The sequence below is a fragment of the Pseudomonas sp. genome (genome assembly GCF_036404235.1).
Classification (GTDB): Bacteria; Pseudomonadota; Gammaproteobacteria; order Pseudomonadales; family Pseudomonadaceae; genus Aquipseudomonas.
Map to the genome: position 1 here is coordinate 1 of NZ_DASWOT010000032.1, position 25,156 is coordinate 25,156.

Below are 25,156 nucleotides of genomic sequence, written 5' to 3' on the forward strand. Positions count from 1 at the left end.
CAGCTCGCCTTTTTCGACTTGGTCGACGACCGACAATTTAAAAGTCAGCGTGTAGTCTCGCTGACTACGCCTTTTTGCTGATTCCATTACGCCCTCCTGAAAATAGATCAGAAGGTGTAAACCTTATTCAGGACGGGACAAAGCTGACAAAAAAGGCGATCCCTCTCGGGATCGCCTTTTTCGTTTCATCTCAGGCTTCTATTTGACCACTTTCAAGCTTGGCCGGCCGGAAGGGCGCGGTGGCTCGTCATCCGGCGGCGTATCGTCTTCAGACTCGAAGTCTTCATCGTCCACCGCAGGCTCCAGATCGAACACCATACCCTGGCCATTCTCACGGGCGTAAATGCCCATGATCGCAGCGATAGGCACGTACAACGTGTGTGGCACGCCACCGAAGCGACCTTCGAAGCTGACGGCATCGTTGTCCATGTGCAAGTGTCGAACCGCGCTGGGCGAGATGTTCAACACAATCTGCCCGTCGTTGGCAAAACCCTGAGGCACCTGGACTGCCGGGTATTCCGCGTTCACCAGAATGTGCGGTGTGCAATCGTTATCCACGATCCACTCGTAAAGAGCGCGAATCAGATAGGGGCGACTGGAGTTCATCAAACGGTTCCTTAGGCCTTAGCGCATATCGCGTTCGACACCAGACAGGCTTGTCTGGAATGCCTCGCGCGCAAATTGGCGCTCCATGTAATCAAGCAACGGCTTGGCGGGCCGCGGCAATTCGATACCCAGAATCGGCAGACGCCAGAGTATGGGCAATAGACAGCAGTCGACCAGACTTTGCTCGTCGCTCAGGAAAAAAGCTTTTTCCGCGAACAGCGCCGAAACGCCGGTCAGGCTTTCGCGCAACTCCTTGCGCGCCTGAACACGCACAGCTTCTTTGCTGCGTGAATCCAGGATCGTATCCACCAGTGCGCACCAGTCCCGCTGAATCCGATGGATCAGCAGACGACTGTTGGCACGTGCTACCGGGTATACCGGCAACAACGGTGGATGCGGGTAACGCTCATCCAGATATTCCATCACCACCGTCGACTCGTACAACGCCAGGTCGCGGTCGACCAGGGTTGGCACGCTGCCATACGGATTCACCTCGATCAATTTGGGCGGATGACGCCCCTCTACAACATCGATGATCTCGGCGCTGACACCTTTCTCTGCGAGCACAATGCGCACGCGATGGGAATAGTGGTCGGCGGGGTCGGAGTAACAGGCCAACCGGTTGGTCACGCCCATGGCGGTCCTCCTCGCTTGTTAAATTTTCAGAAAGCAGAAAAAACGAACGCGCCCTGAAGGCGCTTCCGGCAACATCCACAGTGAGCGAGTGTTCGTCGCGGGCGACAAGATAGCTCATTTACTCAATGTAAATTCTGCAATCTTTCGTCTGCCACTATACCCGCTCTGTGTGGGTTACTCGAAAGTGGCCCCCCAGAGCGCGTTTCCTGTGCAACTCAAGCACAAATAAATCAGTGAACGTCCTTCCAGTATTCGCGCTTGAGCAGGTAGGCGAACACAAAAAGAACCGCCAGATAGAGCAACACGTACGTACCGATTCGCTGATGCTGCAGTTTGACCGGATTCGCCGAATAGGCGAGGAAGGTCACAAGATTTTTAACCTTCTCGTCGAACTGCTCCTGGGTCAGGCTGCCCGTTTTGGGCACGATGGTCAGTTGATCGCAGGCTTCATGCGTGAGCGGCGAGCCGGTCAGAGGGTCGTATTGCTTACTCCCCTCCTCAACCACCTGCACTTGTTTGCAACCAATGATCTGACGTCCCTGAAGCCCCACCAACACGTTAGGCATGCCGACATTCGGGTAAACCTTGTTATTCACCCCCCAAGGACGTGAAGGGTCCTCATAGAACGAACGCAGGTAGCCATAGAGCCAATCAGTGCCGCGAACACGAGCTACCAGTGTCAGATCAGGCGGCGCAGCGCCAAACCAGGCCTTGGCATCGGCGGACTGCATGCCGATGCTCATGTGGTCGCCGATCTTGGCACCCGTGAACACCAGCTTTTCAAGCATCAGCTCATGAGGAATTCCAAGGTCGTCGGCGACACGTTCATAGCGCTGGAATTTGGCGCTATGGCAGCCCATGCAATAGTTGGCGAACGTCCGGGCCCCGTCCTGCATGGCAGCCTTGTCGGAAACATCGATATCGACACTTTCCAGCTCCGGTCCGCCGTGTTCGGCAGCCAGGGACAAGAGAGGCATGGCAGCAATAATCAATACCGCAAATAGCTTTTTCATCAGCCAGTCACCCTTTCTGGAACGGGTTTTGTCTTTTCTAGTCGCGTGTAGAACGGCATCAGAATGAAGTAGGCGAAGTACAGGAACGTACAGACCTGTGACAACAACGCACGCCCCGGGCTTGGCGGCAGCACACCAAGAATCCCGAGGATTACGAAGGACACACAAAACACCAGCAGCCAGATTCGGCTTAGCCAGCCTTTGTAACGCATGGATTTGACCGGGCTTCGATCAAGCCAGGGCAACACAAACAGCACCGCAATCGCAGCCCCCATGGCGATGACCCCCATGAGCTTGTCGGGAATCGCCCGCAAGATCGCGTAGAACGGGGTGAAATACCAGACCGGCGCTATATGCTCCGGCGTCTTGAACGCGTTCGCCTGCTCAAAGTTAGGTTTCTCGAGGAAATAACCGCCCATCTCAGGGAAAAAGAACACAATCGAGCAGAACACAAACAGGAATACGACGACTCCGACGATATCCTTCACGGTGTAGTAAGGATGAAACGCAATGCCGTCGAGTGGTACGCCGTTTTCGTCCTTGTACTTCTTAATGTCCACACCATCGGGATTGTTCGAACCGACTTCGTGCAACGCAAGCACGTGCAGCACCACCAGCCCGAGAATCACGATCGGCAGCGCAACCACATGCAACGCAAAGAAGCGATTCAAGGTGATTCCGGAGATCAGGTAGTCGCCCCGAATCCATTGAGTCAGGTCATTGCCGATCACCGGGATCGCGCCGAACAGCGAGATGATGACCTGAGCCCCCCAATAAGACATTTGCCCCCATGGCAACAAGTAGCCCATGAACGCCTCTGCCATGAGCGCCAGGTAAATCAGCATGCCGAAGATCCACACCAGCTCGCGCGGCTTCTGATACGAGCCGTACAGCAGCCCACGGAACATGTGCATGTAAACCACAATGAAGAACGCCGAAGCCCCGGTGGAGTGCAGCAAACGCAGAATGGAACCGTACTCGACGTCGCGCATGATGTATTCGACAGACGCGAATGCCTCCTCTGCCGACGGCGTATAGCTCATCGTCAGCCATACACCTGTAACAATCTGATTGACCAATACCAGCAGGGCCAGCGAGCCGAAAAAATAGAAAAAGTTGAAGTTTTTAGGCGCGTAATACTTGCTCAGATGGTCTTCCCAAAGGGAAGTGGCGGGGAAGCGAGCGTCAATCCAGTCCATGAACTTACTCATTACGCTTTCTCCTGATCAACACCAATGACGATGATTGAGTCCGACTCGTAGGAATGCGGCGGAACTGGCAAATTCAGTGGTGCAGGCTGCGATTTGTAGACGCGGCCAGCCAGGTCGTAATGAGAGCCGTGACAAGGACAGAAATAACCACCGACCCAATCTTTACCAAGGTCAGCGGGAGCAATTTCAGGACGGAACGTCGGCGAGCACCCCAAATGCGTGCAAATGCCGATAAGGAGCAAAAGCTCAGGCTTGATCGAGCGGACAACCGGGTCAACATAGGCAGGTTGAACGGAGTTTTTGGATTCAGGATCGGACAACTGGTCGGTTAGCTTGCCGAGGTTGCTCAGGATTTCTTCAGTACGGCGGACAATGAATACTGGTTGCCCACGCCATTCTGCAATCATTTGCTGACCAGGTTCGATCTTACTGACGTTCACCTTCACGGGGGCACCAGCGGCTTTAGCCTTGGCGCTGGGAAACCATGATCCCACGAACGGGACCGCAGCCCCTACCGCTCCTACTGCACCAACCACGGATGTGGCCGCCACGAGGAAGCGACGCCGGCCTGCATTCACGCCGTCATTGCTCATTCCGTCCTCTCCCATCAGCTTTATTGGCCTGTGTGTCCAGGCGCTCATTAAATTATTGTCTAGCTGTCCAAAGATCCTGCCGAATGGTAATTAAAAAGACCTTGCACTGACAAGGGAATTACCTTACGGCAAAAAAACGGGAGGCCTTATAAACTGGGGCGTCCGCGAATGAGTCATGCTGTCACACCCAATAATAGACGCCCACAAAAAAACGCCCAGCTCCGTGAGGAATCTGGGCGTTCTTTTTTGAACGAAAAGCGAATTAACGCTTCGAGTACTGCGGACGCTTACGCGCTTTACGCAGACCGACTTTCTTACGTTCAACTTCACGAGCGTCACGAGTGACGAAGCCTGCTTTACGCAGAGCGCCGCGCAGAGTCTCGTCATACTGCATCAGAGCGCGGGTGATACCGTGGCGGATTGCGCCAGCTTGACCACTTACACCGCCGCCGATGACAGTGACGTAGATGTCGAATTTTTCGACAGTCTCAGTCAGTTCCAGCGGTTGACGAACTACCATGCGGGCAGTTTCGCGACCGAAGAACGATTCCAACGTGCGGTTGTTGATGGAGATGTTGCCAGTGCCCGGACGCAGGAAAACGCGTGCGGTTGCAGTCTTGCGACGGCCAGTGCCGTAATTTTGAGTCGCCGACATAATGAACTATTCCGTTAAAACTTCAGTTCTTGGGGCTGCTGAGCAGTATGAGGGTGTGCAGTGCCCGCATAGACTTTCAGCTTACGATACATGTCGCGACCCAGCGGGTTCTTAGGCAGCATGCCTTTTACCGCGGTCTCGATCACGCGCTCAGGAGCTTTGGCGATCAGCTTTTCAAAGTTGATCGACTTGATCCCGCCCGGGAAACCGGAGTGAGAGTAGTAGATCTTGTCGGTGGTTTTAGCACCGGTAACCCGGATCTGCTCTGCGTTGATAACGACGATGTAGTCGCCGGTGTCAACGTGCGGAGTGTATTCCGGCTTGTGCTTGCCACGCAGACGGCTTGCGATTTCGGTGGCCAGACGACCCAGGGTCTGGCCAGCAGCGTCGACGACAAACCAGTCGCGCTTTACTGTTTCCGGTTTAGCGGTAAAAGTTTTCATTCTTTATAGCCTCAGAGGCCGCCCTGCAAAAATTAGACGGCGGAGCTTACTCAATAGTACGTTCTTTGACAAGTCAAAGGCCGCCGGGCACGGACGCTATAGGGGGCTCGGGTCAGCGCGTCCAATTGCGGCGGAGTCTTGAGCAGGGGAGCATCACTTCCGCTGCAAAGAGCCGCGTAATTATGCATATTGCGAAAAGAATTTCAACCTGCTTTTATGGCTCTCTTTAAATAGGAGAACCAAATGGATTATCGCCAACTGGGCAAAACCGACCTCAAGGTCAGCGCCATCTGCCTCGGCACCATGACCTGGGGCGAGCAAAACAGTGAGTCCGAGGCCTTTGCCCAGATCGAACGGGCCAAATCGGCCGGCATCAATTTCATGGATACGGCTGAGATGTATCCCGTCCCGCCGCAGAAGGAAACATATGCCAGCACCGAGAAAATCATCGGCAACTGGTTCAAGAAAAACGGCGACCGCAAGGACTGGATTCTCGCCAGCAAGATTGCCGGGCCCGGAAACGGCATTGATTACATCCGTGATGGCCAGCTTAAATTCAATCGCGAGCACATTGTTGCTGCGGTCGATGCCAGCCTCAAACGCTTGCAGACCGATTACCTGGACCTCTACCAACTGCATTGGCCTGAACGCAGCACCAATTTCTTTGGCAAGCTCGGTTACTCGCACAAAGACGAAACATTCACCCCGCTGCTTGAAGTCCTTCAAGTGCTGGACGAACAGGTCAAGGCGGGCAAAATCCGTCACATCGGCCTGTCCAATGAAACGCCGTGGGGCACGATGAAGTTTGTGCAGCATTCAGAGACTGGTGACCTGACGCGTCCAGTATCGATTCAAAACCCGTATAACCTGCTCAATCGCAGCTTTGAAGTCGGCCTGGCGGAAATCGCCATTCGTGAGCAGTGCGGTCTGCTGGCTTATTCGCCCTTGGCTTTTGGCATGCTGTCCGGCAAATACGCAAACGGTGCGCGTCCAGCAAAAGGCCGATTGAGCCTTTACAGCCGCTTCACCCGCTACTTCAACCCACAATCGGAAGCCGCCTGCGCACGTTATGTGGCATTGGCACATGAACACGGCCTGGACCCCGCGCAAATGGCACTGGCATTCGTGACCAGCCGTCCGTTCGTGACCAGCAATATCATCGGTGCGACCACCCTGGAGCAGTTGGAGAGCAACCTCGCCAGTTTCGACTTGGTGCTGTCTGATGAGGTGCTGGCTGGCATTGATGCGATTCACAAGGATCAGCCGAACCCTGCGCCGTAACGATATACACCTGTAGATACTCTGCTTTCGGTCAAGCTCGGTTGATCCGCTGTAGGAGTGAACGTGTTCGCGAGGCGGTGTATCAGGCGCACCGCGTTGGTCGCCTCGCCAACACGTTAGCTCCTACAGACACAGTACAGACAGCGCTTGATCAGCACTTGCTTCAGAGTGAACGCGCAATAATCTCTTTCATGATCTCGTTGGTCCCGGCATAAATCCGCTGCACCCGCGCGTCTGCCCAAGCCCGGGCAATCGGGTATTCCCACATAAAACCGTAACCGCCGTGTAGCTGCACACACTCATCGAGCACCTTGCACTGCAGATCAGTCGCCCAATACTTCGCCATCGCCGCCGTAGGCACATCCAGCTTGCCCTCCAGATGCAGCTCCAGACAACGGTCGATAAACACGCGTCCTATCTGCACTTCGGTGGCCATTTCGGCAAGCTTGAAGCGCGTATTCTGGAAATCGGAGATGGCCTGGCCAAATGCTTTGCGCTCGCGGGTGTACTCCAGCGTCCACTGCACAGCGGCTTCGGCGGACGAAATCGCGCCTATGGCAACCGTCAGACGCTCCTGCGGTAGCTCCTGCATCAGATAAGCGAAGCCCATGCCCGCCTGCCCCAGCAGGTTTTCTTTAGGCACGCGAACGTCCTGAAAGAACAACTCGGAGGTGTCCTGCGCCTTCATGCCGACTTTCTCAAGACGCTTGCCCTTCTCAAACCCCGGCGTCCCGGCCTCTACGAGAAACAGACTGGTGCCCTTCGCGCCCGCCTTCGGATCGGTCTTGGCGACCACGATCACCAGATCGGCCAGAAAGCCGTTGGTGATAAAAGTCTTGGAGCCGTTGATCACGTACTCATCGCCGTCCAGCACCGCGGTAGTCTTCACACCTTGCAAGTCCGACCCCGCACCAGGCTCGGTCATGGCGATTGCCGTTACCAACTCGCCCGAGGCCATCTTTGGCAGGTACTTGAGCTTCAACGCCTCGCTGCCGTAATGCAGGATGTACGGCGCAACGATGTCCGAGTGCAGGGAAAATCCGATGCCGGTCAGGCCGAGTCGGTAGATCTCTTCGATGACCACCGTGGTGTAGAGAAAATCTGCGGCCATCCCGCCATATTCCTCTGGCAAATGCGAGCACAACATCCCCTGCTCGCCCGCACGGTTCCAGAGCGTGCGATCAATATGCCCCTGTTTTTCCCATTGCGCGTGAAACGGCGCGGCGTGCTGCTCAAGGAATTTACGCACGCTGTCGCGGAAAAGCTCGTGCTCAGGACTGAACAGTGTTCTTGCAAGCATGGGACACCTTGGCTGAGGGAGATGGCTAGCAGAGCCTATGCCCATCAGCAGCGCGACGACACTGGACACAATAGCCAAAAAATAAGACGATCACGCCGTTGCTTGACCACTTTCCCATATAAGAACAATAGATTATGTCTACCCAACACAGCCTGCCGTTGCGACGCGTAAGCATCCTGGCGATTGATGGGGTCTTTGCTTCGACCCTGACCCAAGCCAAAGACTTTTTCCATCTTGCCAGTCTGCGATACGGAAAACAGCTGGGCCATGGTTTGAAACCCGCCTTTGAAACGCGCCTGGTCAGCCCCGATGGACAATCTGTGCGCAGCTTCAGCGAGATCGTCCTGCCCGTCGACGGCGGCCTGGACAGCAGCGACATCATCGTTCTGCCCGCATTTTCCGACCATTTCGACACGCTCTGCGAGCGCTATCCACAAGTGCTGCCATGGCTGCGTGAACAACACGCAAAAGGTGCCGTGCTGTGCGCTGAAGCGAGCGGTGTTTTCTGGCTGGCACAGGCAGGTCTGCTCGACGGCAAGGAAGCGACCACCTACTGGCGGTTCTTCAACGAGTTTGCCGAGCGCTTCCCCAATGTGTTGCTCAACCAGGAAAAACACCTGACCGACGCCGATAACCTGTATTGCGCAGGCGGTACGGTGTCAGCGTGTGATTTGTACATCTATTTGATCGAGCGCTTTTGTGGCGCCAACATTGCGCAGACCGTCGCCCGCGACATTTTGTACGAAGTGCAGCGCAGCTACACACCAGGACGCATGGGGTTTGGCGGCCAGAAGCTGCATCAAGACGTCATTGTCCTGCAGATCCAGCACTGGCTTGAGGAACACTTCGCTGACAAATTCCGCTTCGAAGACGTGGCCCGAGAGCATGGCATGAGCATCCGCAACTTCATGCGCCGCTTCCAAACAGCAACCGGCGACAAGCCATTGCATTACTTGCAGCGCTTGCGCATCGAGACGGCCAAAGGGCTGCTGTCCGGGACACGGAAAAGCATCAAGACTATCAGCTACGAAGTCGGCTACGACGATGCCAGCTTCTTCGCACGCCTGTTTCGTCAGCACACGGAATTGTCACCAAACCAGTATCGGCAGCAGTTTCAGCAGGCAGCTCGATGAGATCGTGATGGGGGCGTTTGGCGAGGGGCAGATTTATTTTCAGCAGTTGAGCTGAGGGTAATCTGTCCCAGTTCGAAACTGTGCATCGGCAGACCCGCCACAAAATATATATTCCTATCAACAAAAACTTTCTTGCTAACAATACAGCCACACCACAAATATTGGTAACTGACAGTTTTGCGCATGATACTTACATGTATTGCTACAACCCCAACTATAAGCATGGTTGTATTTTATTAACTTGTACATGGGAGGATAACCCAACCAAACTTGCGTCTTTCCCGGACCAAAAACTGGTCGACAAGTGCATCAATGAACTGGATCGCATCTTGATGTGATGTATTTTGCAAAACCCTTAGAAAAAGAATAACCCTACACGATTATCAAAAACGGCCTACTGGAGCTATTCATTTGATTGTTTTTTCATAGAACATCCAATCAAACGAAAACAACAAGAAAGGTCAACCTCATGAATTCCAATACCTCCAGCAGCCCTATATGCGTAGCTGTCGTTCAGTTCGATCCTCAAGCAGGCTTGCAAAACCGCGAGAGCAATCTGGATAAAAGTTTGAGCCTTGCTCTTGAGGCTGTGCAAGGCGGTGCAAATCTGATTGTTCTGCCTGAGCTGGCGAACACAGGTTACATGTTCCAAACGCGTAAGGAAGCCTTCGAACACGCCGAGCTTATTCCAGACGGCCCTAGCGTACAAAAATGGATCGCGTTCGCCTGTAAACATCAGGTTTATCTGGTTGCGGGTCTTGCTGAGCGGGATGGGTTGAAACTTTATGATTCGGCAGTCTTGCTTGGCCCAGAAGGCTTTATCGGTTTGTATCGAAAGGCCCATCTTTGGAATCTTGAAAAACTTTGGTTCACCCCAGGTGATCTGGGATTCCCGGTATTTGAAACAGCCATTGGCCGAATCGGCCTGTTGATCTGCTGGGATATCTGGTTTCCCGAGGTACCGCGCCTGTTAAGTCAACAGGGCGCCGACATCATATGCAGTCTGAACAACTGGGTCTGGACGCCTCCACCACTGTTCGATGAGGCGGGCAGGTGCATGGCGTCGTATCTGACGATGACGGCAGCACACGTCAACAACGTGTTCATCGCCGCCGCCAATCGCGTGGGCACGGATCGTGGCGAGCGCTTTCTCGGCTGCTCATTGATTGCAGGAACAAATGGCTGGCCGCTTTGCCCGGTTGCCGATGCCGAAGAAGAAACCATTCTTTACGCGGACATCGATCTGACCAGCAGCCGCAGCGCGCCCATCTGGAATGCCCTCAACGACTTGCACCGAGACCGGCGTACAGACCTTTACGACCCAATGCTTGGCTATCTTCATCATCCGCGCATGCCACGCTGAGGACAGAGACATGAGCAATCTCTTTCGCAGTGAGCACAATCATGCAATTTACAAGCAGGTCATCGGTTCGACGCTCGCCCCTCTGTCGCTGCTGGCTGTCATGACCATCACCTTGTTCAGCGGCCTATCGCTGGTAAATGAACTGCAGTTGCAAACCGCTTGGCCAGGTTATGCGGCCATACAACAAAACCTCCACTTGCCTGCCTCTTGGTGGCGCTGGGTCGTAGGTGATATCAGCGAAGTCGCATTCTATAAGCACGAATTTGCATCCATTGGTTTGATCACGGGTGCAGCACTGGCGTATTGGGCGGGTCGACGAGGCAAGCAATGGGCGGGGTTTCCCATTTGTTATGGCACGGGCCTCTGGCCTTGGCTATTTGTCAGTTCTCTGCTGGGGCTGCTGCTAAGCAATCTACTCTGGGGCTGGACGCTGTCAGAACAAGACTGGCAACCCACCTTTGTCGCATTCGTTTCGCTTCCAGCGGCCATGGTGCTGCTGTTCGGACGCGGCTGGAGAGTTGCCATCATCGGGGCGCTGATGGGTGCGTTATTGGTCACGCCGGCCGCGTTGCTGATCGTCAACTACCTCTGCAAGCCGTTGGCGCTGCCCGTTGTCATCGGCAATGTGCTGGGTATGGCGAGTGCAAGTATCCTGGCCTTTGTGCTGTGTCGCTGGTGGCCGCAATTGGTACGAACCGACAAGCCGGCTCAGGCAACACGGACTGCCGCTCCGGCCACGCCTTCGCAAACGCCAGACTACGGCATGCTTTGGATCTTGAGACGGATATTGGCCGATTTCTCCGAGGCACCATTCTTTGGCAATGAACTGGCAAGCCTGGGTCTATTGCTGGGTGCAGGACTGGCATTCGCGCTGAACCCCGCAAGCCCCGCGTATGGCTCTGGCCTGCTGCCTCAGCTGATTGCGGGCCAACTGCTGGCCGCTGCAATCGGAGTTTTGGTCTGGCGCAAGCAGTGGATCAAACGCGGCTGGTATCCGACCTATATCCCTTTGGTTTCGGTAGTCCCGGCGGCGATCCTGACTCATGGAGGAGGTATCGAGGTCATCATGCTGAGCGCGTTACTGGGAGCGCTCATCGCACCGCCGCTGGCTACCGTTATCGCCGCTCGGCTGCCCAAAGACATGCATCCCTATATCGCCAATGTGCTTTCGATGGCCATCAGCACAATGCTGATTGTGCCTTCAGCAGGCCAAATCATTGCGCTGATCTAAGTCGCTCATGAGACATAAAAAATGCCTATACCCAAATTAGCCATTGCCGCCTTGGGCGGCACCGTCAGCATGCAGGCTCGACCAGGTAAGACAGGTGTAACACCAAGCCTGTCGGGTGAAGACCTACTGGCCTCTGTTCCCGGTCTCCCGCAGTTGGCGGATATACATGTCGAGACGCTCTGCCTGCTGCCCAGCGCCTCCCTTGAATTCAGAGATTTGCTGTTGGTGCTCGATTGGGCAAACGCGCAGGTCGATGCTGGCGCGACTGCCATCATCGTGACTCAAGGCACTGACTCTTTGGAAGAGTCTGCATTTTTCCTGGATTTACTGTGGGGAAAAGACGTCCCAATGGTGGTAACCGGGGCCATGCGTCCGGCCACTCAACCGGGTGCCGACGGGCCTGCAAACCTGACCGCAGCCGTGAGGGTGGCGCTGGCCCCCGAAAGTCGCAAGCGCGGGGTTCAAGTGGTCATGAATGACCAGATACATAGCGCCTGGCACGTAAGAAAAACCGACTCGCTCGCGGTCAATGCCTTCACATCGCCAGTCTTCGGTCCCCATGGACTGATCGTTGAAAACAGGGTCGTTTATCTCAAATCACCCAACGCCAGATCAACACTGCCGCGCCCGGAGTTTCGGGATCATAGGGTAGCGATGCTGGAAGCCGTCTTTTCCGATGCTCCCTTGTTGCTTGGCCAGGTCGTCAAACTGGGCTATAGCGCGCTGGTTATCGCAGGGTTCGGCGCAGGACACCTCGCCCACAGCTGGGCCAACTGTGTTGAAGAACTGACAGATGTGATCCCGGTGGTCATTGCTTCGCGCACCGGCGCAGGCTCTACGGCACGTCAGTCCTATGGCTTCGCGGGCAGCGAACTGGATTTGATATCAAAGGGCGCCTTCATGTCCGGCCTACTCTGCCCCCGTAAAACCAGAATCCTACTGTGGCTTTTGATTGGATGTGAACGAGAGGGCGAATTGGCGGACTGGCTGGAACGTGCGGCCATTGCTTGACGGCAAAAGACGCCTAATCAGAACCTGGTGAGCAAGGGGGCTGATTGATTTTTCAGAACGCGAAAAACCCAATCAGCTCCCGATAAGGCAACGCCTTCGGAATCTTTAAGGCTTGTGCGCCCGCGACAGAAATTCGTGGGACTGCATTTCAAGCAACCGGCTCAAGGTGCGCTGGAACTCGAAGTTCAAACGACCGCCGGTGTACAAATCTTTCAGCTCCACTTCAGCCGAGATGATCAGCTTGACGTTGCGATCGTAGAACTCATCGACCATGTTGATGAAGCGCCGAGCGATGTCGTCGGTGGTGACGCTCATCTGATAGACACCGCTGAGCAACACTGCGTGGAAGATCTTGCCAAGTTCAATGTAGTCATTCTGGCTGCGTGGGCCGTCGCACAACTCCCGAAAATCGAACCAGGCCACGTCATCACAGGTGCGAATGGCCTTGATCTCACGGTTCTCGATCATCAGCACGTCATTTTCGACGGCCTCGGTGCATTCCGGCGTCAGTGCTCGGAAGCTCTTGCACATGCTGTCCTGGGCCGCTTCATTCAGCGGAAAGTGGAACAACTCGGCTTGCTCCAGGTGTCGCAGACGGTAATCGACGCCACTGTCGACATTGACGACTTCAGTGTTCTGCTTGATCAAGGCAATTGCAGGCAGGAAACGCGCACGTTGCAGGCCATCCTTGTACAAACCATCCGGCACGATGTTCGAGGTGGCAACGAGGGTCACGCCGTTTTTGAACAGCTCTTCCATCAGCGTGCCAAGGATCATCGCGTCGGTGATGTCGGAGACGAAAAATTCGTCGAAACAGATTACTCGCGCTTCGTCAGAAAAACGCTTGGCGATCAACGTCAGCGGGTTCTTCTCGCCTTTGAGCGTTTTCATTTCTTCATGCACGCGCTTCATGAAGCGGTGAAAGTGCGTGCGCACTTTGTCTTCAAACGGCAGCGCTTCAAAGAACGTATCGACCAGGTAAGTCTTGCCACGGCCCACGCCACCCCAGAAATACAGCCCTTTGATGACCGTGGCCTCCTTCTTTCCAAATAGCTTGCCAAACAGGCCTGGCTTGCTTTCATGGGCGGCCACGAGGTCGTCGTACAGGCGCTGCAAATGACGCACAGCATTCTCCTGCGCGGCATCGTGGAAGAAATCTGGGCGTTTCAGGTCAGCTTGATATCGTTCTAGGGGGGTCATATTCGTTAACAAGGGAGCAAAAACGGGCCGCCACTGTAGCGACGGCACGTGGGATTGGCAATCAATCCTGTTGTGGCACCAAGGCCAGTTTCAGGTTCTCAATAGCGGCATCGCGGGCAACCGCGTCGGCGAACTCACGACTGTCGGCCACACATTGGCCATCAAGCCATAGAGTGAAACGCTCGCCTTCTATACGCAGATCCAGCTCGCTGCCTTGTTGCAGTTGCTTGCTGATAGCACCTGCTGTCTTGCCATCAGCAAAATTGCGCGACAACAGCAGTTGCTCACCATCGGCCGCCAACAGACGGAAACGGAAGCTGCCGTCGTCTTCACGGAAGCTGACAAAGCGCGCACCTTTGCTGGCTTTCTTCTTGGTCGTGGCTACGTTTTGAGCGGCGGCGCGGAACGAACGCAAACCGACGGCTTCGCGCAGCTCACCGAGAAATGGCGTAGCCGTGCGACGCGCCTTCTCTGCACCGGCCAGCAGAATATCTTCCAGATCGGCAGGGCGTTCAATCAGACGATGGTAGTTGTCGCGGGCCTCGCTCAGCTCGCTGTCGAGCAACTGGAACAGACGCTGCTTGGCATCGCCCCAGCCCAAACCTTGCAACAGATCGGCGCGGAACTCAGCGCATTGCTCTTTGCTGGCGAAGGCCTGGTATAAGGTGAACAGGTGTGAATTGTCTGGGTCTTTTGCTTCACCAGGCAAACGCGAATCGGTGACGATACGTGAGATCGCGTCTTTCATCTCTTTGCCACTGCTGAACAACGGAATGGTGTTGTCGTAGCTTTTCGACATCTTGCGCCCGTCCAGGCCTGGCAAGGTGGCGACGCTTTCTTCGATCAGCGCTTCGGGCATGACGAAAAACTCTTTGCCATTGCCGAACAAATGATTGAACCGCTGAGCGATGTCACGGGCCATTTCAACGTGCTGGATCTGGTCACGACCGACCGGCACTTGATGGGCGTTGAACATCAGAATGTCCGCGGCCATCAATATCGGATAGCTGTAGAGCCCCATGGTGATACCAGCGTCAGGGTCATCGCCGGCGTCAACGTTCTTGTCCACCGACGCCTTGTAGGCATGGGCACGGTTGAGCAAACCTTTGGCAGCGACGCAGGTCAGCAACCAGGTCAGTTCGGGTATTTCCGGAATGTCGGACTGGCGGTAGAAGGTCACGCGATCAACGTCCAGGCCAGCAGCCAGCCAGGTGGCGGCGATTTCCAGACGCGAACGCTGGATGCGCAGCGGGTCGTCGCATTTGATCAGTGCGTGATAATCGGCCAGAAAATAAAACGAATCGACGTCGCTCTGGCGACTGGCGACGATGGCAGGGCGAATCGCGCCCGCGTAATTGCCCAGATGGGGCGTGCCGGTGGTGGTGATACCGGTCAGGATACGAGTGGTCATGGTTAGTCGCTTATGCTGGGTACTGCGATCAATTCAAAATACGCGGCAAGACCAGATTTTTGAGGTCGGTCAGCTTGCCGTGAAAAAAGTGTCCGCATTCTGCCACTTTCAGCAGCTCATGGGGACGCGACAATGCGCTTGACCAGTCATATACGGCTTGCGGGGCAACCACTTCGTCGTTTTCCGGCTGAATCAGTGTCAGCGGACAATTTTGTGGCAGCAGACTTTGATCTGATATGCGCATGACCGCCGGGGCGACCATGAACAAATGTTTCAGCGTTTCACCCTTGGCTTCGAGGCGCCCGCCAAGGGTGGCCGCAACAAAACCACCGAAGGAAAACCCGAACAGCGTGATCGGCAGATCAGGGTGTTTGTCCCGCAGCCATTGGGCGACGGCTTCAGCATCGTCGACTTCGCCCTGGGCCATATCGGAGCTGCCGACACTGGCACCGACACCCCGATAGTTGAAGCGCAGGGTGATCAGCCCGGCGTCACGCGCAGTGCGTTGCAGTGTCGACACGACTTTATTGAGCATCGTGCCGCCCTGAACCGGGTTAGGATGGCATATCAGCGCCATGCCCCTGGCCTCTGCAAGGTCAAGGTAAAGGGCTTCCAGTTGGCCCACGGGGCCATCGATGAATACGGGGTTTTCGCGGATGAGCAAGAATGAACTCCGTGACCTTGCAAAAGGTCGACTCGTCTAGCTGATGTCTGTGGCTGGCATATCGGCGACGCGTCGCGGGTATACAGCGCAGGTTCGAGCCGTTAACGTAAAGCAAAGCCGTTTATAGAGGAAGGACTCGTGGAACACTCGCTCTTAGTTTGGTTGTTGCCGATCATCACCCTGGTCGCCGGTGTCGTCATCGGTTTCCTTGTGGCGCGTCTGCTGCCCAACGCCGCACCTAGCAGCACCCAGCGCCATCTGGATGATGTTCAGGAGCGCTTCGATACGTATCAGAACGAGGTGGTTACACACTTCAATAGCACGGCTAATCTGGTCCAGAAGCTGTCCCAAAGTTATCAGGACGTACAAGAACACCTCGCCGACGGCGCCAACCGCCTGGCCCCGGACGACCAAACCCGCCAACGCTTGCTGGCCGCCTTGCACCCGGACGCTATCCAACCACCCCGCGACCGCCTCACGCCACCGCGTATGGCCGCTGAACCCCCGAAAGACTACGCGCCAAAAATGCCGAACTCACCTGGCATGCTGGATGAGCATTACGGGTTGAAGAAGTAGAGCGACAAGCCGAAGAGCATAAAGCCCGCCACTTGAGAGGTCGAGTGACGGGCTTTTTTACGGCATTCAGCTTTGGTCAAAGCCTCCGCCAGCTAGATTTTTTAATTGAAATGTCCCTACGGCCGCCCTTGGGTTTTCGATGATGCCTCGAAGAGCGCAACATACCAAACGTGCCCGGCGGCAGAGGTACTGGCGTCGCCCTTACAGTGCCCCTCCTTATCTTGCTGATAGACGTACCCAGCACCTTTGGGCGCAAGCTTATAAGTAACAAAGTATGCCTTGCTCATTTTATTTTCTCGATAAAGACCGAACACTATTAACGGCGAATTAACCGCAACCAATGCACTGTCGTACTCCAATACAGCCTGCTATTCCCCACCCGGCTAATATCCAATCTGCACCCCATACAGCAACAGAGGCCAGTCAATGCTTTGGGTTATAGTAGGAAAACACAACATAGCTTTCCATTTCGCGAAACTCATCCACCCTTTCAATCGTTGAAACATCAACTGAATAAAGACCTGGCGGCAGCTCCAATATTTTAATCAACCTAACCGCAGAACTCTTATTCATTCCTTCATAATTAAACCTTTTCCACCAATACACACCTCCAGTCAAAATCATTTCTTCGAGAAAAAGCTGTTCATCTTTATAGACTTTAAGACGAAGTGGGACGACGACCCCAGGCTTATTAAGCGTGCCCCACAAATCGTCCCAACACTTCATCTCAGCAAAGGTACTGACCCTCCCCCCTCTCCTATATGGCGAACAAATAAAAGTGCAAACATGTATATGCCCTTTTTATCTACAACAAACGCCGCACTAGCTGTTTGATTGGCCCGAGACACGTCCAGAGGCTTTATTATTGAAACGTATTGTGTACAGCCCAACAAAGAAACAACACATAGAATGCCGAGCCATTTCAAAACCCGGACTGCCTCCCCAGCCAACATAGCTAATACCTCCTTTAACAGAAACAATATCACTCGCCCTAAACCAGCCATTCATTGAGAATGCGACTTAAAAACTCGCAGATACGGCCAACTTCATTTAGGGCCCATCCGACCTTATAGCAGCAGCTTATTTTCTACGTTTTACACCCACTAAAGCTTATCCACACCCACAAAACCAGAAACATCAATACCATAATGACCTGGGGTCAACTCCAATACATCTGCAAGTCTTATCGCTGCATATACATGAGCATGTTCATCATTAAACATCCGTCCCAAACACACGGTGCGGCTTGTTATTTTTTCGTCAAAAAATATCTTTTCATTCCTCGATACTCTCAGATGTATAGGCAACGGAACGCCACCTTCAAAACACTGCCCCGATGCGCCCTCCTCCAGTCTGATTTCAGATATGGATGTGCCGCCCCCGTGCCCCTCCATAAAAAACAATGCAACTCTATAACTTCCCGCCTTATCCACAAAAAAAATGTGAACTTGCCTTTTGCGCAATGCTTGACACATTTTTCGGCTCTACCCTGGAAGCATGATCCATACAACCCACCAATACGCCACAAGCAAATACACCAGCGGCTCTACCTACCAAACCTAATTTTCCTAAATTACCGACAATCATACTTTCCACCCGACTGAACAATTAAAACACTCACACTCATCCATTTTTTAGCGAACAGCACTGCATTCTGCAGCTCACTTATGCACATCCCATCTAAACACTCAGAAATTACCGCTCACTCAAACTCTCATGCGCATATTGCTTCAATGGACTGAGGAAATAGCTGATCACTCTACGGGTATCGGTAATCACTTCGGCGCGCACCGCCAAGGCGATCAAGTGCCCCACCGTGAGGTCACCCTCTATCACCAACCGGGCACCGAGCCATAGTGTGGCCACTGTCACCAGCTTACCGACCAGTCCTACGCTTTCGTTGGCGATAGCCGAGAGGTTTTGCGTCTTGAAACTTGCAGCCACATAAGCCGCAAGCTGGTTGTCCCATTTACGAGCGGTTTGTGGTTCCACTGCCATCGACTTAAGTCGTGTCGATACCGTTAACGGTTTCAACCAAAAACGCCTGATTCTCGGCGCCGCGACTGAAACTCTCGTTCAGCCGCTTAGTCAGCGTGGTGATGCGTTTCCCTATGAGACCCAGATACTTAATCGCCTGCAAGACTTGCGGCGTAGCAAAACAATGCCCGCTTTCAGAAAACTCATAAGCCCATTGCTCAGGTGAAACTGCAACATTGTTGAACCTGGCCAGCATTACCAAGCAGGCCAAGGCCGTGTCAATATCGCCGATAGCTGACGGAGCATTTTCTTTTTGTTCGTCGTCCATGAAACCTTAAATCTCGCTTGTGTCACCACACAGCTCAAACAACTCATCATTTGAAAACTGACTTGGCAGGAGATCCAAGTATTAATTTTTATTTACAATTTGTTAAGACCCTAAATTCCTAAATAACTGCATGACATATCCTACTCACTATCGAAACAGCGTGCTTTTTAATGTAGGAAACTTCGTTAATTAAACAGTAGCCCTCCATATAAATAGATACAACCCCGGAAAAACCAGAAATGCCCTACACGATTTACAGAGCACGGTATCTACGTAGCGTTTTTAATAGCTAATGTCCCGCCGGTAACAGCAAGAAAATACTAAATAATGCTGATCGTCTACGCGCTCCATGCACTATTTCAGACAATGCAGGTGTATCAACTGTACCGGCTCCTCGCGAATGAATTCTCTCCTACAGGTCATTTATCGTCCATTAGATCAATGACTTATCCGATACTGAGAAGTGCTCCTTCCCGCAGGTGCAGACAACGAAACGTCGCACACAAAAAACCCGCCAGCGACGGCGGGTTTTTCGTACAACCAACGACGCTTAGATCGCGCTGCGAGCCCGCAACAGCTCCAGCACCTGTTTCACGCTGTCCTCGACGCTCAGCGACTGAGTGTCAATGACCAGGTCAGCATTCAACGGTACGTCGTATGGGAAGGACTCACCGGGGATGTTGTCTTTGTCGGCGGCGTACAGACCCTGTGGGTCGCGTTCGCGACAGACCTGTGGCGAAGCCTGGACATAGACGGTGATCAGGCGGTCGTCGCCGATCAGGCTCTTGGCGTTTTCGCGGCCTGCTGCATCAGGGGCAACGAAAGCGGCCAACGTTAACAAGCCCGCTTCGTTGAACTGACGCGACACGTGTGCGGCACGGCGCCAGTTTTCGGTACGCCCGGCGCGATCCTGTGGCAGACCTTTATTCAGGTCGTGACGCAGGTTCTGACCGTCCAGCACGTACACCGCACGGCCCATGTCGAACAGCTTGCGTTCAACGGCATACGCCAGCGTGCTTTTGCCGGCACCGGACAGCCCCGTAAACAGTACCGTCGCTGGCTGCTGACCGAAGCGCTGGGCACGTTCTTCGACCGAAACGTGGGCCAGCTCGCCGTGGTGACTTGAGCCGCTCGCACCCACCGGCTTGGCGATGATCATGCCCGCGCCGACGGTGCCATTGGTCAAGCGATCGATGACGATGAACGAACCCGTAGTGCGGTTGCTCTCGTAGCCGTCCAGCGCGATTGGGCTATCGAGGCTGATCTTGACGCGACCGATCTCGTTAAGCTGCAACGCACTGGCAGCGCCCTCCTCCAGCGTGTTCACATCCACGCGGTGGGTAATGCTGGCAATCGAACCTGGCACATAACTGGTGGCGCGCTTGATGTCGTATTTCTTGCCCGGCAGCATCGGCTCTTCCGCCATCCATACCAGCATGGCGTCGAACGCATCGGTCACCTGCGGCACATTGTCGGCATGCACCAGCAAGTCGCCACGGGAGATGTCGATTTCGTCTTCCATAGTCAGCGTCACCGCTTGACCAGGGCCTGCGTGCTCCAACTCACCTTCGAACGTGACGATGGATTTGACGCGGCTGCTTTTACCCGAAGGCAGCACCACCACTTCATCGCCCTTGTGTACGATGCCGCTGGCCAGTGTGCCGGCGAAGCCACGGAAGTTCAGGTTCGGACGGTTGACGTACTGCACCGGGAAACGCAGATCGGTGTAGTTGCGGTCGTTGGCGATCTCGACGGTTTCGAGGATTTCCATCAGCGACTGGCCGGTGTACCAAGGCGAGCGCTCGCTCTTGTTCACCACGTTGTCGCCCTTGAGCGCCGACATCGGTACGAAGGCCATGGTGGTCGGTTTGAAGGCGATCCCGTCGGCGAACTTCAGGTAGTCAGCCTTGATCGACTCGAATACGCCTTCATCGAAGCCGTTGAGGTCCATCTTGTTGATGGCGACGACGATGTGCTTGATACCCAGTAAGGAGGCGATGTAGCTGTGGCGACGGGTCTGGGTCTGCACGCCATAACGCGCGTCCACGAGAATGATCGCCAGGTCGCAGGTTGAAGCGCCGGTGGCCATGTTGCGGGTGTACTGCTCATGGCCAGGGGTGTCGGCGATGATGAATTTGCGTTTGGAGGTCGAGAAATAACGGTAGGCGACATCGATGGTGATGCCTTGCTCACGCTCGGCCTGCAAGCCGTCAACCAGCAATGCCAGATCGACGTCATCGCCTGTGGTGCCGGATTTCTTCGAATCGCGGGTGATGGCTTCCAGGTGATCCTCGTAGATCATCTTGGAGTCGTGCAGCAGCCGCCCGATCAGCGTGCTCTTGCCATCATCGACGTTGCCACAGGTAAGAAAGCGCAGCATTTCCTTGCGTTCGTGCTGGCCCAGATACGCGAGGATGTCCTCGCTGATCAAATCAGATTGATGCGACATGTTCGGACACCCTAATTAGAAATAACCCTGACGTTTCTTTTCTTCCATAGAGCCTGCGCCATCGTGATCGATGACTCGGCCCTGGCGCTCGGAAGTTCGCGTCAGGAGCATTTCCTGAATGATGTCGGTAAGGCTGATCGCCTCGGACTCGACAGCACCCGTCAACGGATAGTCGCCCAGCGTGCGGAAACGGACATTCTTCTTGACGATGCGCTTCTTGTCTTCATCGCTCAGATGATTACGCAGGCGATCGTCGTCGATCATGATCCAGGTGCCGTTCATTTCGATGACTTCACGCTCGGCCGCGAAATACAGCGGCACAATCGGGATACTTTCGAGATAGATGTACTGCCAGATATCCAGCTCGGTCCAGTTGGAGAGCGGAAACACGCGGATCGACTCGCCTTTGTTGACGTTGCCGTTGTACACGTTCCACAGTTCTGGACGCTGATTCTTGGGGTCCCAGCGGTGCTTGGTGTCGCGGAAGGAATACACACGCTCTTTGGCGCGCGACTTCTCTTCGTCCCGACGCGCGCCACCGAAGGCGGCATCGAAACCGTATTTATCGAGGGCTTGCTTGAGGCCTTCGGTTTTCATGATGTCGGTGTGCTTGGCACTGCCGTGGGTCAGCGGGTTGATGCCCTGCGCGACCCCTTCCGGATTCACATGCACGATCAAGTCCAGGCCCATTTCTTCGACCATGCGGTCGCGGAAGCGATACATTTCCTGGAACTTCCACTGGGTGTCGACATGCATCACCGGGAATGGCAACTTACCGGGAAAAAACGCCTTGCGCGCCAGATGCAACATCACGGCGGAGTCTTTACCGACGGAGTAGAGCATCACCGGGTTGTCGAACTCGGCAGCGACCTCGCGGATGATGTGGATGCTTTCCGCCTCCAGCTGTTTCAGATGCGTCAGTTTGTCGACCATGGTTACTCACGGTGGGATAACGTATTTTATGGAAGGCCAACGGGCCGTTTTCGAGCCGGGCACTTTAGCACGGCGCTTAATTCTATTGAGTCAGCACGGTAGATCAAAAAGATCTAACCATATAGCTCTCTCGTTGGAGCATTCAGATTGGATTAGGGCAATCGATAAATAAATGTTCCAGCGCAAATCGCCGCGCCAGATAATCACCCAGCGCCTGCACGCCATAGCGCTCCGTCGCATGATGACCGGCGGCGATAAAGCTGATGCCGTTTTCTCGGGCGCTATGAAACGTCTGCTCCGACGCTTCCCCGCTCAGGTAAAGATCGACACCCGCACGCACGGCCTGATCAATGTAGCCCTGACCGCCACCGGTACACCAGCCGACCCGGCGGATCATCTCGCAGCCTTCTATCAGCAGTGGCTCTCGGCCTAAAGCGGTCTGTACGCGATGAGCGAAGTCACGCGCAGTCACAGGTTCGGTGAGCGAGCCAACCAAACCGACGACTTTCAGGTTATCGGGGTCAAGCGGCCCTTCCACAGTGATGTCCAGTTGTCGCGCCAATTGCACGTTGTTGCCCACGTCTGGGTGTACATCCAGAGGCAAATGGTAGGCCAGCAGGCTGATGTCGTGTTTGAGCAACGTCTTCAACCGACGCTGCTTCATCCCCGTGACACAAGGGTTCTCGCCTTTCCAGAAATAGCCATGATGGACCAGGATCAAGTCGGCATTCGCTTCAACCGCAGCGTCCAACAATGCCTGGCTGGCCGTAACGCCGCTGACGATACGTGTGACCTGCGCACGTCCCTCGACCTGCAAACCATTAGGGCAATAATCCTGAATACGCACACTGTTTAGATAGCGGTCCGCTTCTTCCACCAAGGTGCTCAGTGCGACAGCCATAAAAGACTCCTAAATAGGCAATTCAGACCATCTCGGTCCTCGTATAATGCCCGCCATTATGGCGCAGGCGAGACCCAAAGTTGCTGCGCTGCCACCCTCAGGACTTTGCTCAATGTTCAAAGCGCTGCGTTTTCTCGGTTGGCCATTGCTCGCGGGTGTGCTGATCGCTTTACTGGTTATCCAACGTTACCCGCAATGGGTCGGACTTCCGAGTCAGGATGTCAACTTGCAACAAGCGCCGCAAACCTCAAAACCTCAGCAGGGTCCGGTGTCATATGCCGACGCGGTGAGCAGCGCGGCGCCTGCCGTGGCCAACCTCTACACGACCAAGATGGTCAATAACAAACCCAACCATCCGTTGTTTGAAGACCCGCAGTTTCGGCGCTTCTTCGGCGACAACCTACCCAAGCAAAAGCGCATGGAGTCCAGCCTCGGCTCTGCGGTGATCATGAGCCCCGAGGGCTACTTGTTGACCAATAACCACGTCACCTCGGGTGCCGATCAGATCGTCGTGGCCCTCAAAGATGGTCGCGAAACCATCGCGCGCGTCATTGGCAGCGATCCGGAAACCGATCTTGCGGTACTGAAGATCGACCTGAAGAACCTGCCCGCAATCACCCTGGGTAGCTCCGACAGCATTCGTATCGGCGATGTCGCGCTGGCCATCGGTAACCCGTTCGGCGTTGGCCAAACCGTAACCATGGGCATCATCAGCGCCACTGGCCGTAATCAGTTGGGCCTCAATACCTACGAAGACTTCATTCAGACAGACGCCGCCATCAATCCCGGCAACTCAGGCGGCGCGCTGGTCGATGCAAGCGGCAACCTGACCGGGATCAACACCGCGATATTCTCCAAATCTGGCGGTTCGCAAGGCATCGGCTTTGCCATTCCCACCAAACTGGCGCTAGAGGTGATGAAGTCGATCATCGAACACGGACAGGTTATTCGTGGCTGGTTGGGCATTGAAGTTCAACCACTGACCCAGGAATTGGCAGAGTCCTTCGGCCTGAAGGATCGCCCAGGGATTGTGGTCGCCGGGATTTTCCGTGACGGCCCGGCGCAAAAAGCCGGTTTGCAGTTAGGCGATGTCATTTTGAGCATCAACGGCGAACCGGCGGGCGACGGCCGTCGCTCGATGAACCAGGTGGCACGCACCAAGCCGACCGAGAAGATTGCGATCCAGGTCATGCGCAACGGCAAAGAGTTGAAGCTGATGGCTGAGGTAGGTTTGCGTCCGCCACAAGCAACTGCGGCGCCCGCAGCAGAGGATTGACTGACACGCCGCCCTGTAGGAGCCAACTTGTTGGCGAGAGATTCTTCGGCGTGCCAGTCATGCCGCCTCGCGAATGAATTCGCTCCTACAGGATTTGGCTTAACTTCGGTTACAAATCACCCAACGCATCCACCAGCGCCTGATTCTGCTCAGGCGTGCCGATGGAAATTCGCAGGAACTGCGCAATGCGCGACTGTTTGAAGTGGCGAACGATTACGCCCTGCTCGCGTACTTTCGCAGCCAATCCCGCCGCATCGTGTTTCGGATGACGAGCGAAGATGAAGTTGGCCGCCGACGGCAGCACCTCAAAGCCCTTCTCCTTCAATTGCCGCACCAGTGTTTCGCGACTCGCGATAACCGCTTTGCAGGTCTTGTCGAAATAGTCGCGATCATCGAACGCAGCCGCCGCACCGACGATAGCGATACGGTCCAGCGGGTAAGAGTTGAAGCTGTTCTTGACCCGCTCCAACGCTTCGATCAAATCCGGATGCCCGACTGCAAGCCCCACACGCAGGCCCGCCAGTGAGCGGGATTTGGACAGCGTCTGAGTCACCAACAGATTAGGGTAACGGTCGACCAGCGTGATTGCAGTCTCGCCGCCAAAATCGATGTAAGCCTCGTCGACGATGACCACTGAGTCCGGATTGGCCTTGATGATCTGCTCGACCGCCTCCAGCGCTAACAGACGACCCGTTGGCGCATTCGGGTTAGGAAAAATGATGCCGCCGTTAGGCCGTGCGTAATCCTCGACACGAATCTGAAAGTGCTCATCCAGCGGCACCGTGTCGTACTCAACGCCATACAGGCCGCAATACACGGGATAGAAGCTGTAGCTGATATCCGGAAACAGCAGCGGTTTGTCGTGCTTGAAAAAGGCGTTGTATGCGTGGGCGAGCACCTCGTCAGAACCGTTGCCCAGGAACACTCGATTGGCTTCAACGCCGTAATAACGCGCAACGGCTTGC

Annotated in this window: 24 protein-coding genes and 1 pseudogene; 7 read left to right on the forward strand and 18 right to left on the reverse strand. The window is 54.8% G+C overall.

Going from position 1 to position 25,156, the window contains the following annotated elements; all coding sequences use genetic code 11:
- Positions 1–198: 198 nt before the first annotated feature.
- From VGC62_RS04135 to rplM, 7 genes are all read right to left on the reverse strand, one after another.
- The gene (locus VGC62_RS04135) at positions 199–606 is read right to left on the reverse strand and encodes a ClpXP protease specificity-enhancing factor (RefSeq protein ID WP_331185797.1); all 408 of its coding nucleotides are present in this window, start codon (positions 604–606) and stop codon (positions 199–201) included.
- Between the two features lie 18 nt (positions 607–624).
- Positions 625–1,242 carry a glutathione S-transferase N-terminal domain-containing protein gene (locus VGC62_RS04140; RefSeq protein ID WP_331185798.1) on the reverse strand — a complete coding sequence of 206 codons (618 nt, stop codon included), beginning with the start codon at positions 1,240–1,242 and terminating at the stop codon, positions 625–627.
- Positions 1,243–1,472: 230 nt separating this feature from the next.
- Complete coding sequence (locus VGC62_RS04145; RefSeq protein ID WP_331185799.1) at positions 1,473–2,255, reverse strand: cytochrome c1; 783 nt, start codon at positions 2,253–2,255, stop codon at positions 1,473–1,475.
- A complete protein-coding gene (locus VGC62_RS04150; protein ID WP_331185800.1) occupies positions 2,255–3,466 on the reverse strand; it encodes a cytochrome bc complex cytochrome b subunit in 1,212 nt (403 codons plus the stop codon). The genes VGC62_RS04145 and VGC62_RS04150 overlap by 1 nt, the downstream gene beginning before the upstream one ends.
- Entirely contained in the window at positions 3,466–4,059 is a 594-nt protein-coding gene (petA, locus tag VGC62_RS04155) for a ubiquinol-cytochrome c reductase iron-sulfur subunit (RefSeq protein ID WP_331185801.1), read from the reverse strand. The genes VGC62_RS04150 and petA overlap by 1 nt, the downstream gene beginning before the upstream one ends.
- Positions 4,060–4,321: 262 nt before the next feature.
- On the reverse strand, positions 4,322–4,714 hold the full coding sequence (rpsI, locus tag VGC62_RS04160) for a 30S ribosomal protein S9 (protein ID WP_004881524.1): 393 nt from the start codon (positions 4,712–4,714) through the stop codon (positions 4,322–4,324).
- A gap of 14 nt (positions 4,715–4,728) precedes the next feature.
- Positions 4,729–5,157: a 50S ribosomal protein L13 gene (gene rplM, locus VGC62_RS04165; RefSeq protein ID WP_025166857.1), complete on the reverse strand. Its 429-nt coding sequence runs from the start codon at positions 5,155–5,157 to the stop codon at positions 4,729–4,731.
- A gap of 243 nt (positions 5,158–5,400) precedes the next feature.
- Here rplM and VGC62_RS04170 point away from each other — a divergent pair, with 243 nt between their 5' ends.
- Positions 5,401–6,438 carry an NADP(H)-dependent aldo-keto reductase gene (locus tag VGC62_RS04170; protein WP_331185802.1) on the forward strand — a complete coding sequence of 346 codons (1,038 nt, stop codon included), beginning with the start codon at positions 5,401–5,403 and terminating at the stop codon, positions 6,436–6,438.
- Positions 6,439–6,601: 163 nt separating this feature from the next.
- Here VGC62_RS04170 and VGC62_RS04175 read toward each other — a convergent pair whose 3' ends face one another.
- A complete protein-coding gene (locus VGC62_RS04175) occupies positions 6,602–7,738 on the reverse strand; it encodes an acyl-CoA dehydrogenase family protein (RefSeq protein WP_331185803.1) in 1,137 nt (378 codons plus the stop codon).
- A gap of 134 nt (positions 7,739–7,872) precedes the next feature.
- Here VGC62_RS04175 and VGC62_RS04180 point away from each other — a divergent pair, with 134 nt between their 5' ends.
- From VGC62_RS04180 to VGC62_RS04195, 4 genes are all read left to right on the forward strand, one after another.
- Positions 7,873–8,871, forward strand: a complete 999-nt coding sequence (locus VGC62_RS04180; protein WP_331185804.1) for a GlxA family transcriptional regulator — start codon at positions 7,873–7,875, stop codon at positions 8,869–8,871.
- A 469-nt stretch (positions 8,872–9,340) separates the two neighbouring features.
- Entirely contained in the window at positions 9,341–10,234 is an 894-nt protein-coding gene (locus VGC62_RS04185) for a nitrilase family protein (protein ID WP_331185817.1), read from the forward strand.
- A gap of 100 nt (positions 10,235–10,334) precedes the next feature.
- Positions 10,335–11,465, forward strand: coding sequence for a hypothetical protein (locus VGC62_RS04190; protein WP_331185818.1), 1,131 nt, complete (start codon positions 10,335–10,337; stop codon positions 11,463–11,465).
- Between the two features lie 21 nt (positions 11,466–11,486).
- Positions 11,487–12,476: an asparaginase gene (locus VGC62_RS04195; protein WP_331185805.1), complete on the forward strand. Its 990-nt coding sequence runs from the start codon at positions 11,487–11,489 to the stop codon at positions 12,474–12,476.
- Between the two features lie 105 nt (positions 12,477–12,581).
- Here the strand turns inward: VGC62_RS04195 and zapE are convergent, their stop codons facing one another.
- The 3 genes from zapE to VGC62_RS04210 form a co-directional block, all read right to left on the reverse strand.
- Positions 12,582–13,676 carry a cell division protein ZapE gene (zapE, locus tag VGC62_RS04200; protein WP_331185806.1) on the reverse strand — a complete coding sequence of 365 codons (1,095 nt, stop codon included), beginning with the start codon at positions 13,674–13,676 and terminating at the stop codon, positions 12,582–12,584.
- Between the two features lie 61 nt (positions 13,677–13,737).
- Positions 13,738–15,087 carry a tryptophan--tRNA ligase gene (locus tag VGC62_RS04205; protein ID WP_331185807.1) on the reverse strand — a complete coding sequence of 450 codons (1,350 nt, stop codon included), beginning with the start codon at positions 15,085–15,087 and terminating at the stop codon, positions 13,738–13,740.
- 28 nt (positions 15,088–15,115) lie between these two features.
- Positions 15,116–15,745: an alpha/beta hydrolase gene (locus VGC62_RS04210; protein ID WP_331185819.1), complete on the reverse strand. Its 630-nt coding sequence runs from the start codon at positions 15,743–15,745 to the stop codon at positions 15,116–15,118.
- A 144-nt stretch (positions 15,746–15,889) separates the two neighbouring features.
- Between VGC62_RS04210 and VGC62_RS04215 the strand changes: the two genes are divergently transcribed.
- A complete protein-coding gene (locus tag VGC62_RS04215) occupies positions 15,890–16,327 on the forward strand; it encodes a YhcB family protein (protein WP_331185808.1) in 438 nt (145 codons plus the stop codon).
- A 423-nt stretch (positions 16,328–16,750) separates the two neighbouring features.
- Here the strand turns inward: VGC62_RS04215 and VGC62_RS27585 are convergent, their stop codons facing one another.
- The 6 genes and pseudogenes from VGC62_RS27585 to VGC62_RS04245 form a co-directional block, all read right to left on the reverse strand.
- Entirely contained in the window at positions 16,751–17,053 is a 303-nt protein-coding gene (locus tag VGC62_RS27585; RefSeq protein WP_414705743.1) for a DUF5625 family protein, read from the reverse strand.
- Positions 17,054–17,430: 377 nt separating this feature from the next.
- The gene (locus VGC62_RS04220) at positions 17,431–17,802 is read right to left on the reverse strand and encodes a DUF5625 family protein (protein WP_331185809.1); all 372 of its coding nucleotides are present in this window, start codon (positions 17,800–17,802) and stop codon (positions 17,431–17,433) included.
- 307 nt (positions 17,803–18,109) lie between these two features.
- Positions 18,110–18,410, reverse strand: a pseudogene (locus VGC62_RS04225) (ABC transporter transmembrane domain-containing protein); the annotation flags it as partial.
- 772 nt (positions 18,411–19,182) lie between these two features.
- Positions 19,183–21,081, reverse strand: a complete 1,899-nt coding sequence (gene cysN, locus VGC62_RS04235; RefSeq protein WP_331185812.1) for a sulfate adenylyltransferase subunit CysN — start codon at positions 21,079–21,081, stop codon at positions 19,183–19,185.
- 15 nt (positions 21,082–21,096) lie between these two features.
- The gene (gene cysD / locus VGC62_RS04240; RefSeq protein WP_331185813.1) at positions 21,097–22,014 is read right to left on the reverse strand and encodes a sulfate adenylyltransferase subunit CysD; all 918 of its coding nucleotides are present in this window, start codon (positions 22,012–22,014) and stop codon (positions 21,097–21,099) included.
- Positions 22,015–22,156: 142 nt separating this feature from the next.
- Positions 22,157–22,915: a Nif3-like dinuclear metal center hexameric protein gene (locus VGC62_RS04245; RefSeq protein WP_331185814.1), complete on the reverse strand. Its 759-nt coding sequence runs from the start codon at positions 22,913–22,915 to the stop codon at positions 22,157–22,159.
- Between the two features lie 112 nt (positions 22,916–23,027).
- Between VGC62_RS04245 and algW the strand changes: the two genes are divergently transcribed.
- On the forward strand, positions 23,028–24,191 hold the full coding sequence (gene algW, locus VGC62_RS04250) for a Do family serine endopeptidase AlgW (protein WP_331185815.1): 1,164 nt from the start codon (positions 23,028–23,030) through the stop codon (positions 24,189–24,191).
- A gap of 109 nt (positions 24,192–24,300) precedes the next feature.
- Here algW and VGC62_RS04255 read toward each other — a convergent pair.
- Positions 24,301–25,156: histidinol-phosphate transaminase (locus VGC62_RS04255; protein WP_331185816.1), on the reverse strand; the 856-nt coding region annotated here is incomplete at its 5' end.

Excerpts from the sequence above, each read along its gene's own strand:
- VGC62_RS04135 (WP_331185797.1), bottom strand. The coding sequence starts at position 606 with ATGAACTCCAGTCGCCCCTATCTGATTCGCGCTCTTTACGAGTGGATC.
- VGC62_RS04140 (WP_331185798.1), bottom strand. The coding sequence starts at position 1,242 with ATGGGCGTGACCAACCGGTTGGCCTGTTACTCCGACCCCGCCGACCAC.
- VGC62_RS04145 (WP_331185799.1), bottom strand. The coding sequence starts at position 2,255 with ATGAAAAAGCTATTTGCGGTATTGATTATTGCTGCCATGCCTCTCTTG.
- VGC62_RS04150 (WP_331185800.1), bottom strand. The coding sequence starts at position 3,466 with ATGAGTAAGTTCATGGACTGGATTGACGCTCGCTTCCCCGCCACTTCC.
- petA (WP_331185801.1), bottom strand. The coding sequence starts at position 4,059 with ATGAGCAATGACGGCGTGAATGCAGGCCGGCGTCGCTTCCTCGTGGCG.
- rpsI (WP_004881524.1), bottom strand. The coding sequence starts at position 4,714 with ATGTCGGCGACTCAAAATTACGGCACTGGCCGTCGCAAGACTGCAACC.
- rplM (WP_025166857.1), bottom strand. The coding sequence starts at position 5,157 with ATGAAAACTTTTACCGCTAAACCGGAAACAGTAAAGCGCGACTGGTTT.
- VGC62_RS04170 (WP_331185802.1), top strand. The coding sequence starts at position 5,401 with ATGGATTATCGCCAACTGGGCAAAACCGACCTCAAGGTCAGCGCCATC.
- VGC62_RS04175 (WP_331185803.1), bottom strand. The coding sequence starts at position 7,738 with ATGCTTGCAAGAACACTGTTCAGTCCTGAGCACGAGCTTTTCCGCGAC.
- VGC62_RS04180 (WP_331185804.1), top strand. The coding sequence starts at position 7,873 with ATGTCTACCCAACACAGCCTGCCGTTGCGACGCGTAAGCATCCTGGCG.
- VGC62_RS04185 (WP_331185817.1), top strand. The coding sequence starts at position 9,341 with ATGAATTCCAATACCTCCAGCAGCCCTATATGCGTAGCTGTCGTTCAG.
- VGC62_RS04190 (WP_331185818.1), top strand. The coding sequence starts at position 10,335 with ATGACCATCACCTTGTTCAGCGGCCTATCGCTGGTAAATGAACTGCAG.
- VGC62_RS04195 (WP_331185805.1), top strand. The coding sequence starts at position 11,487 with ATGCCTATACCCAAATTAGCCATTGCCGCCTTGGGCGGCACCGTCAGC.
- zapE (WP_331185806.1), bottom strand. The coding sequence starts at position 13,676 with ATGACCCCCCTAGAACGATATCAAGCTGACCTGAAACGCCCAGATTTC.
- VGC62_RS04205 (WP_331185807.1), bottom strand. The coding sequence starts at position 15,087 with ATGACCACTCGTATCCTGACCGGTATCACCACCACCGGCACGCCCCAT.
- VGC62_RS27585 (WP_414705743.1), bottom strand. The coding sequence starts at position 17,053 with ATGAAGTGTTGGGACGATTTGTGGGGCACGCTTAATAAGCCTGGGGTC.
- VGC62_RS04220 (WP_331185809.1), bottom strand. The coding sequence starts at position 17,802 with ATGTGTCAAGCATTGCGCAAAAGGCAAGTTCACATTTTTTTTGTGGAT.
- cysN (WP_331185812.1), bottom strand. The coding sequence starts at position 21,081 with ATGTCGCATCAATCTGATTTGATCAGCGAGGACATCCTCGCGTATCTG.
- cysD (WP_331185813.1), bottom strand. The coding sequence starts at position 22,014 with ATGGTCGACAAACTGACGCATCTGAAACAGCTGGAGGCGGAAAGCATC.
- VGC62_RS04245 (WP_331185814.1), bottom strand. The coding sequence starts at position 22,915 with ATGGCTGTCGCACTGAGCACCTTGGTGGAAGAAGCGGACCGCTATCTA.
- algW (WP_331185815.1), top strand. The coding sequence starts at position 23,028 with ATGTTCAAAGCGCTGCGTTTTCTCGGTTGGCCATTGCTCGCGGGTGTG.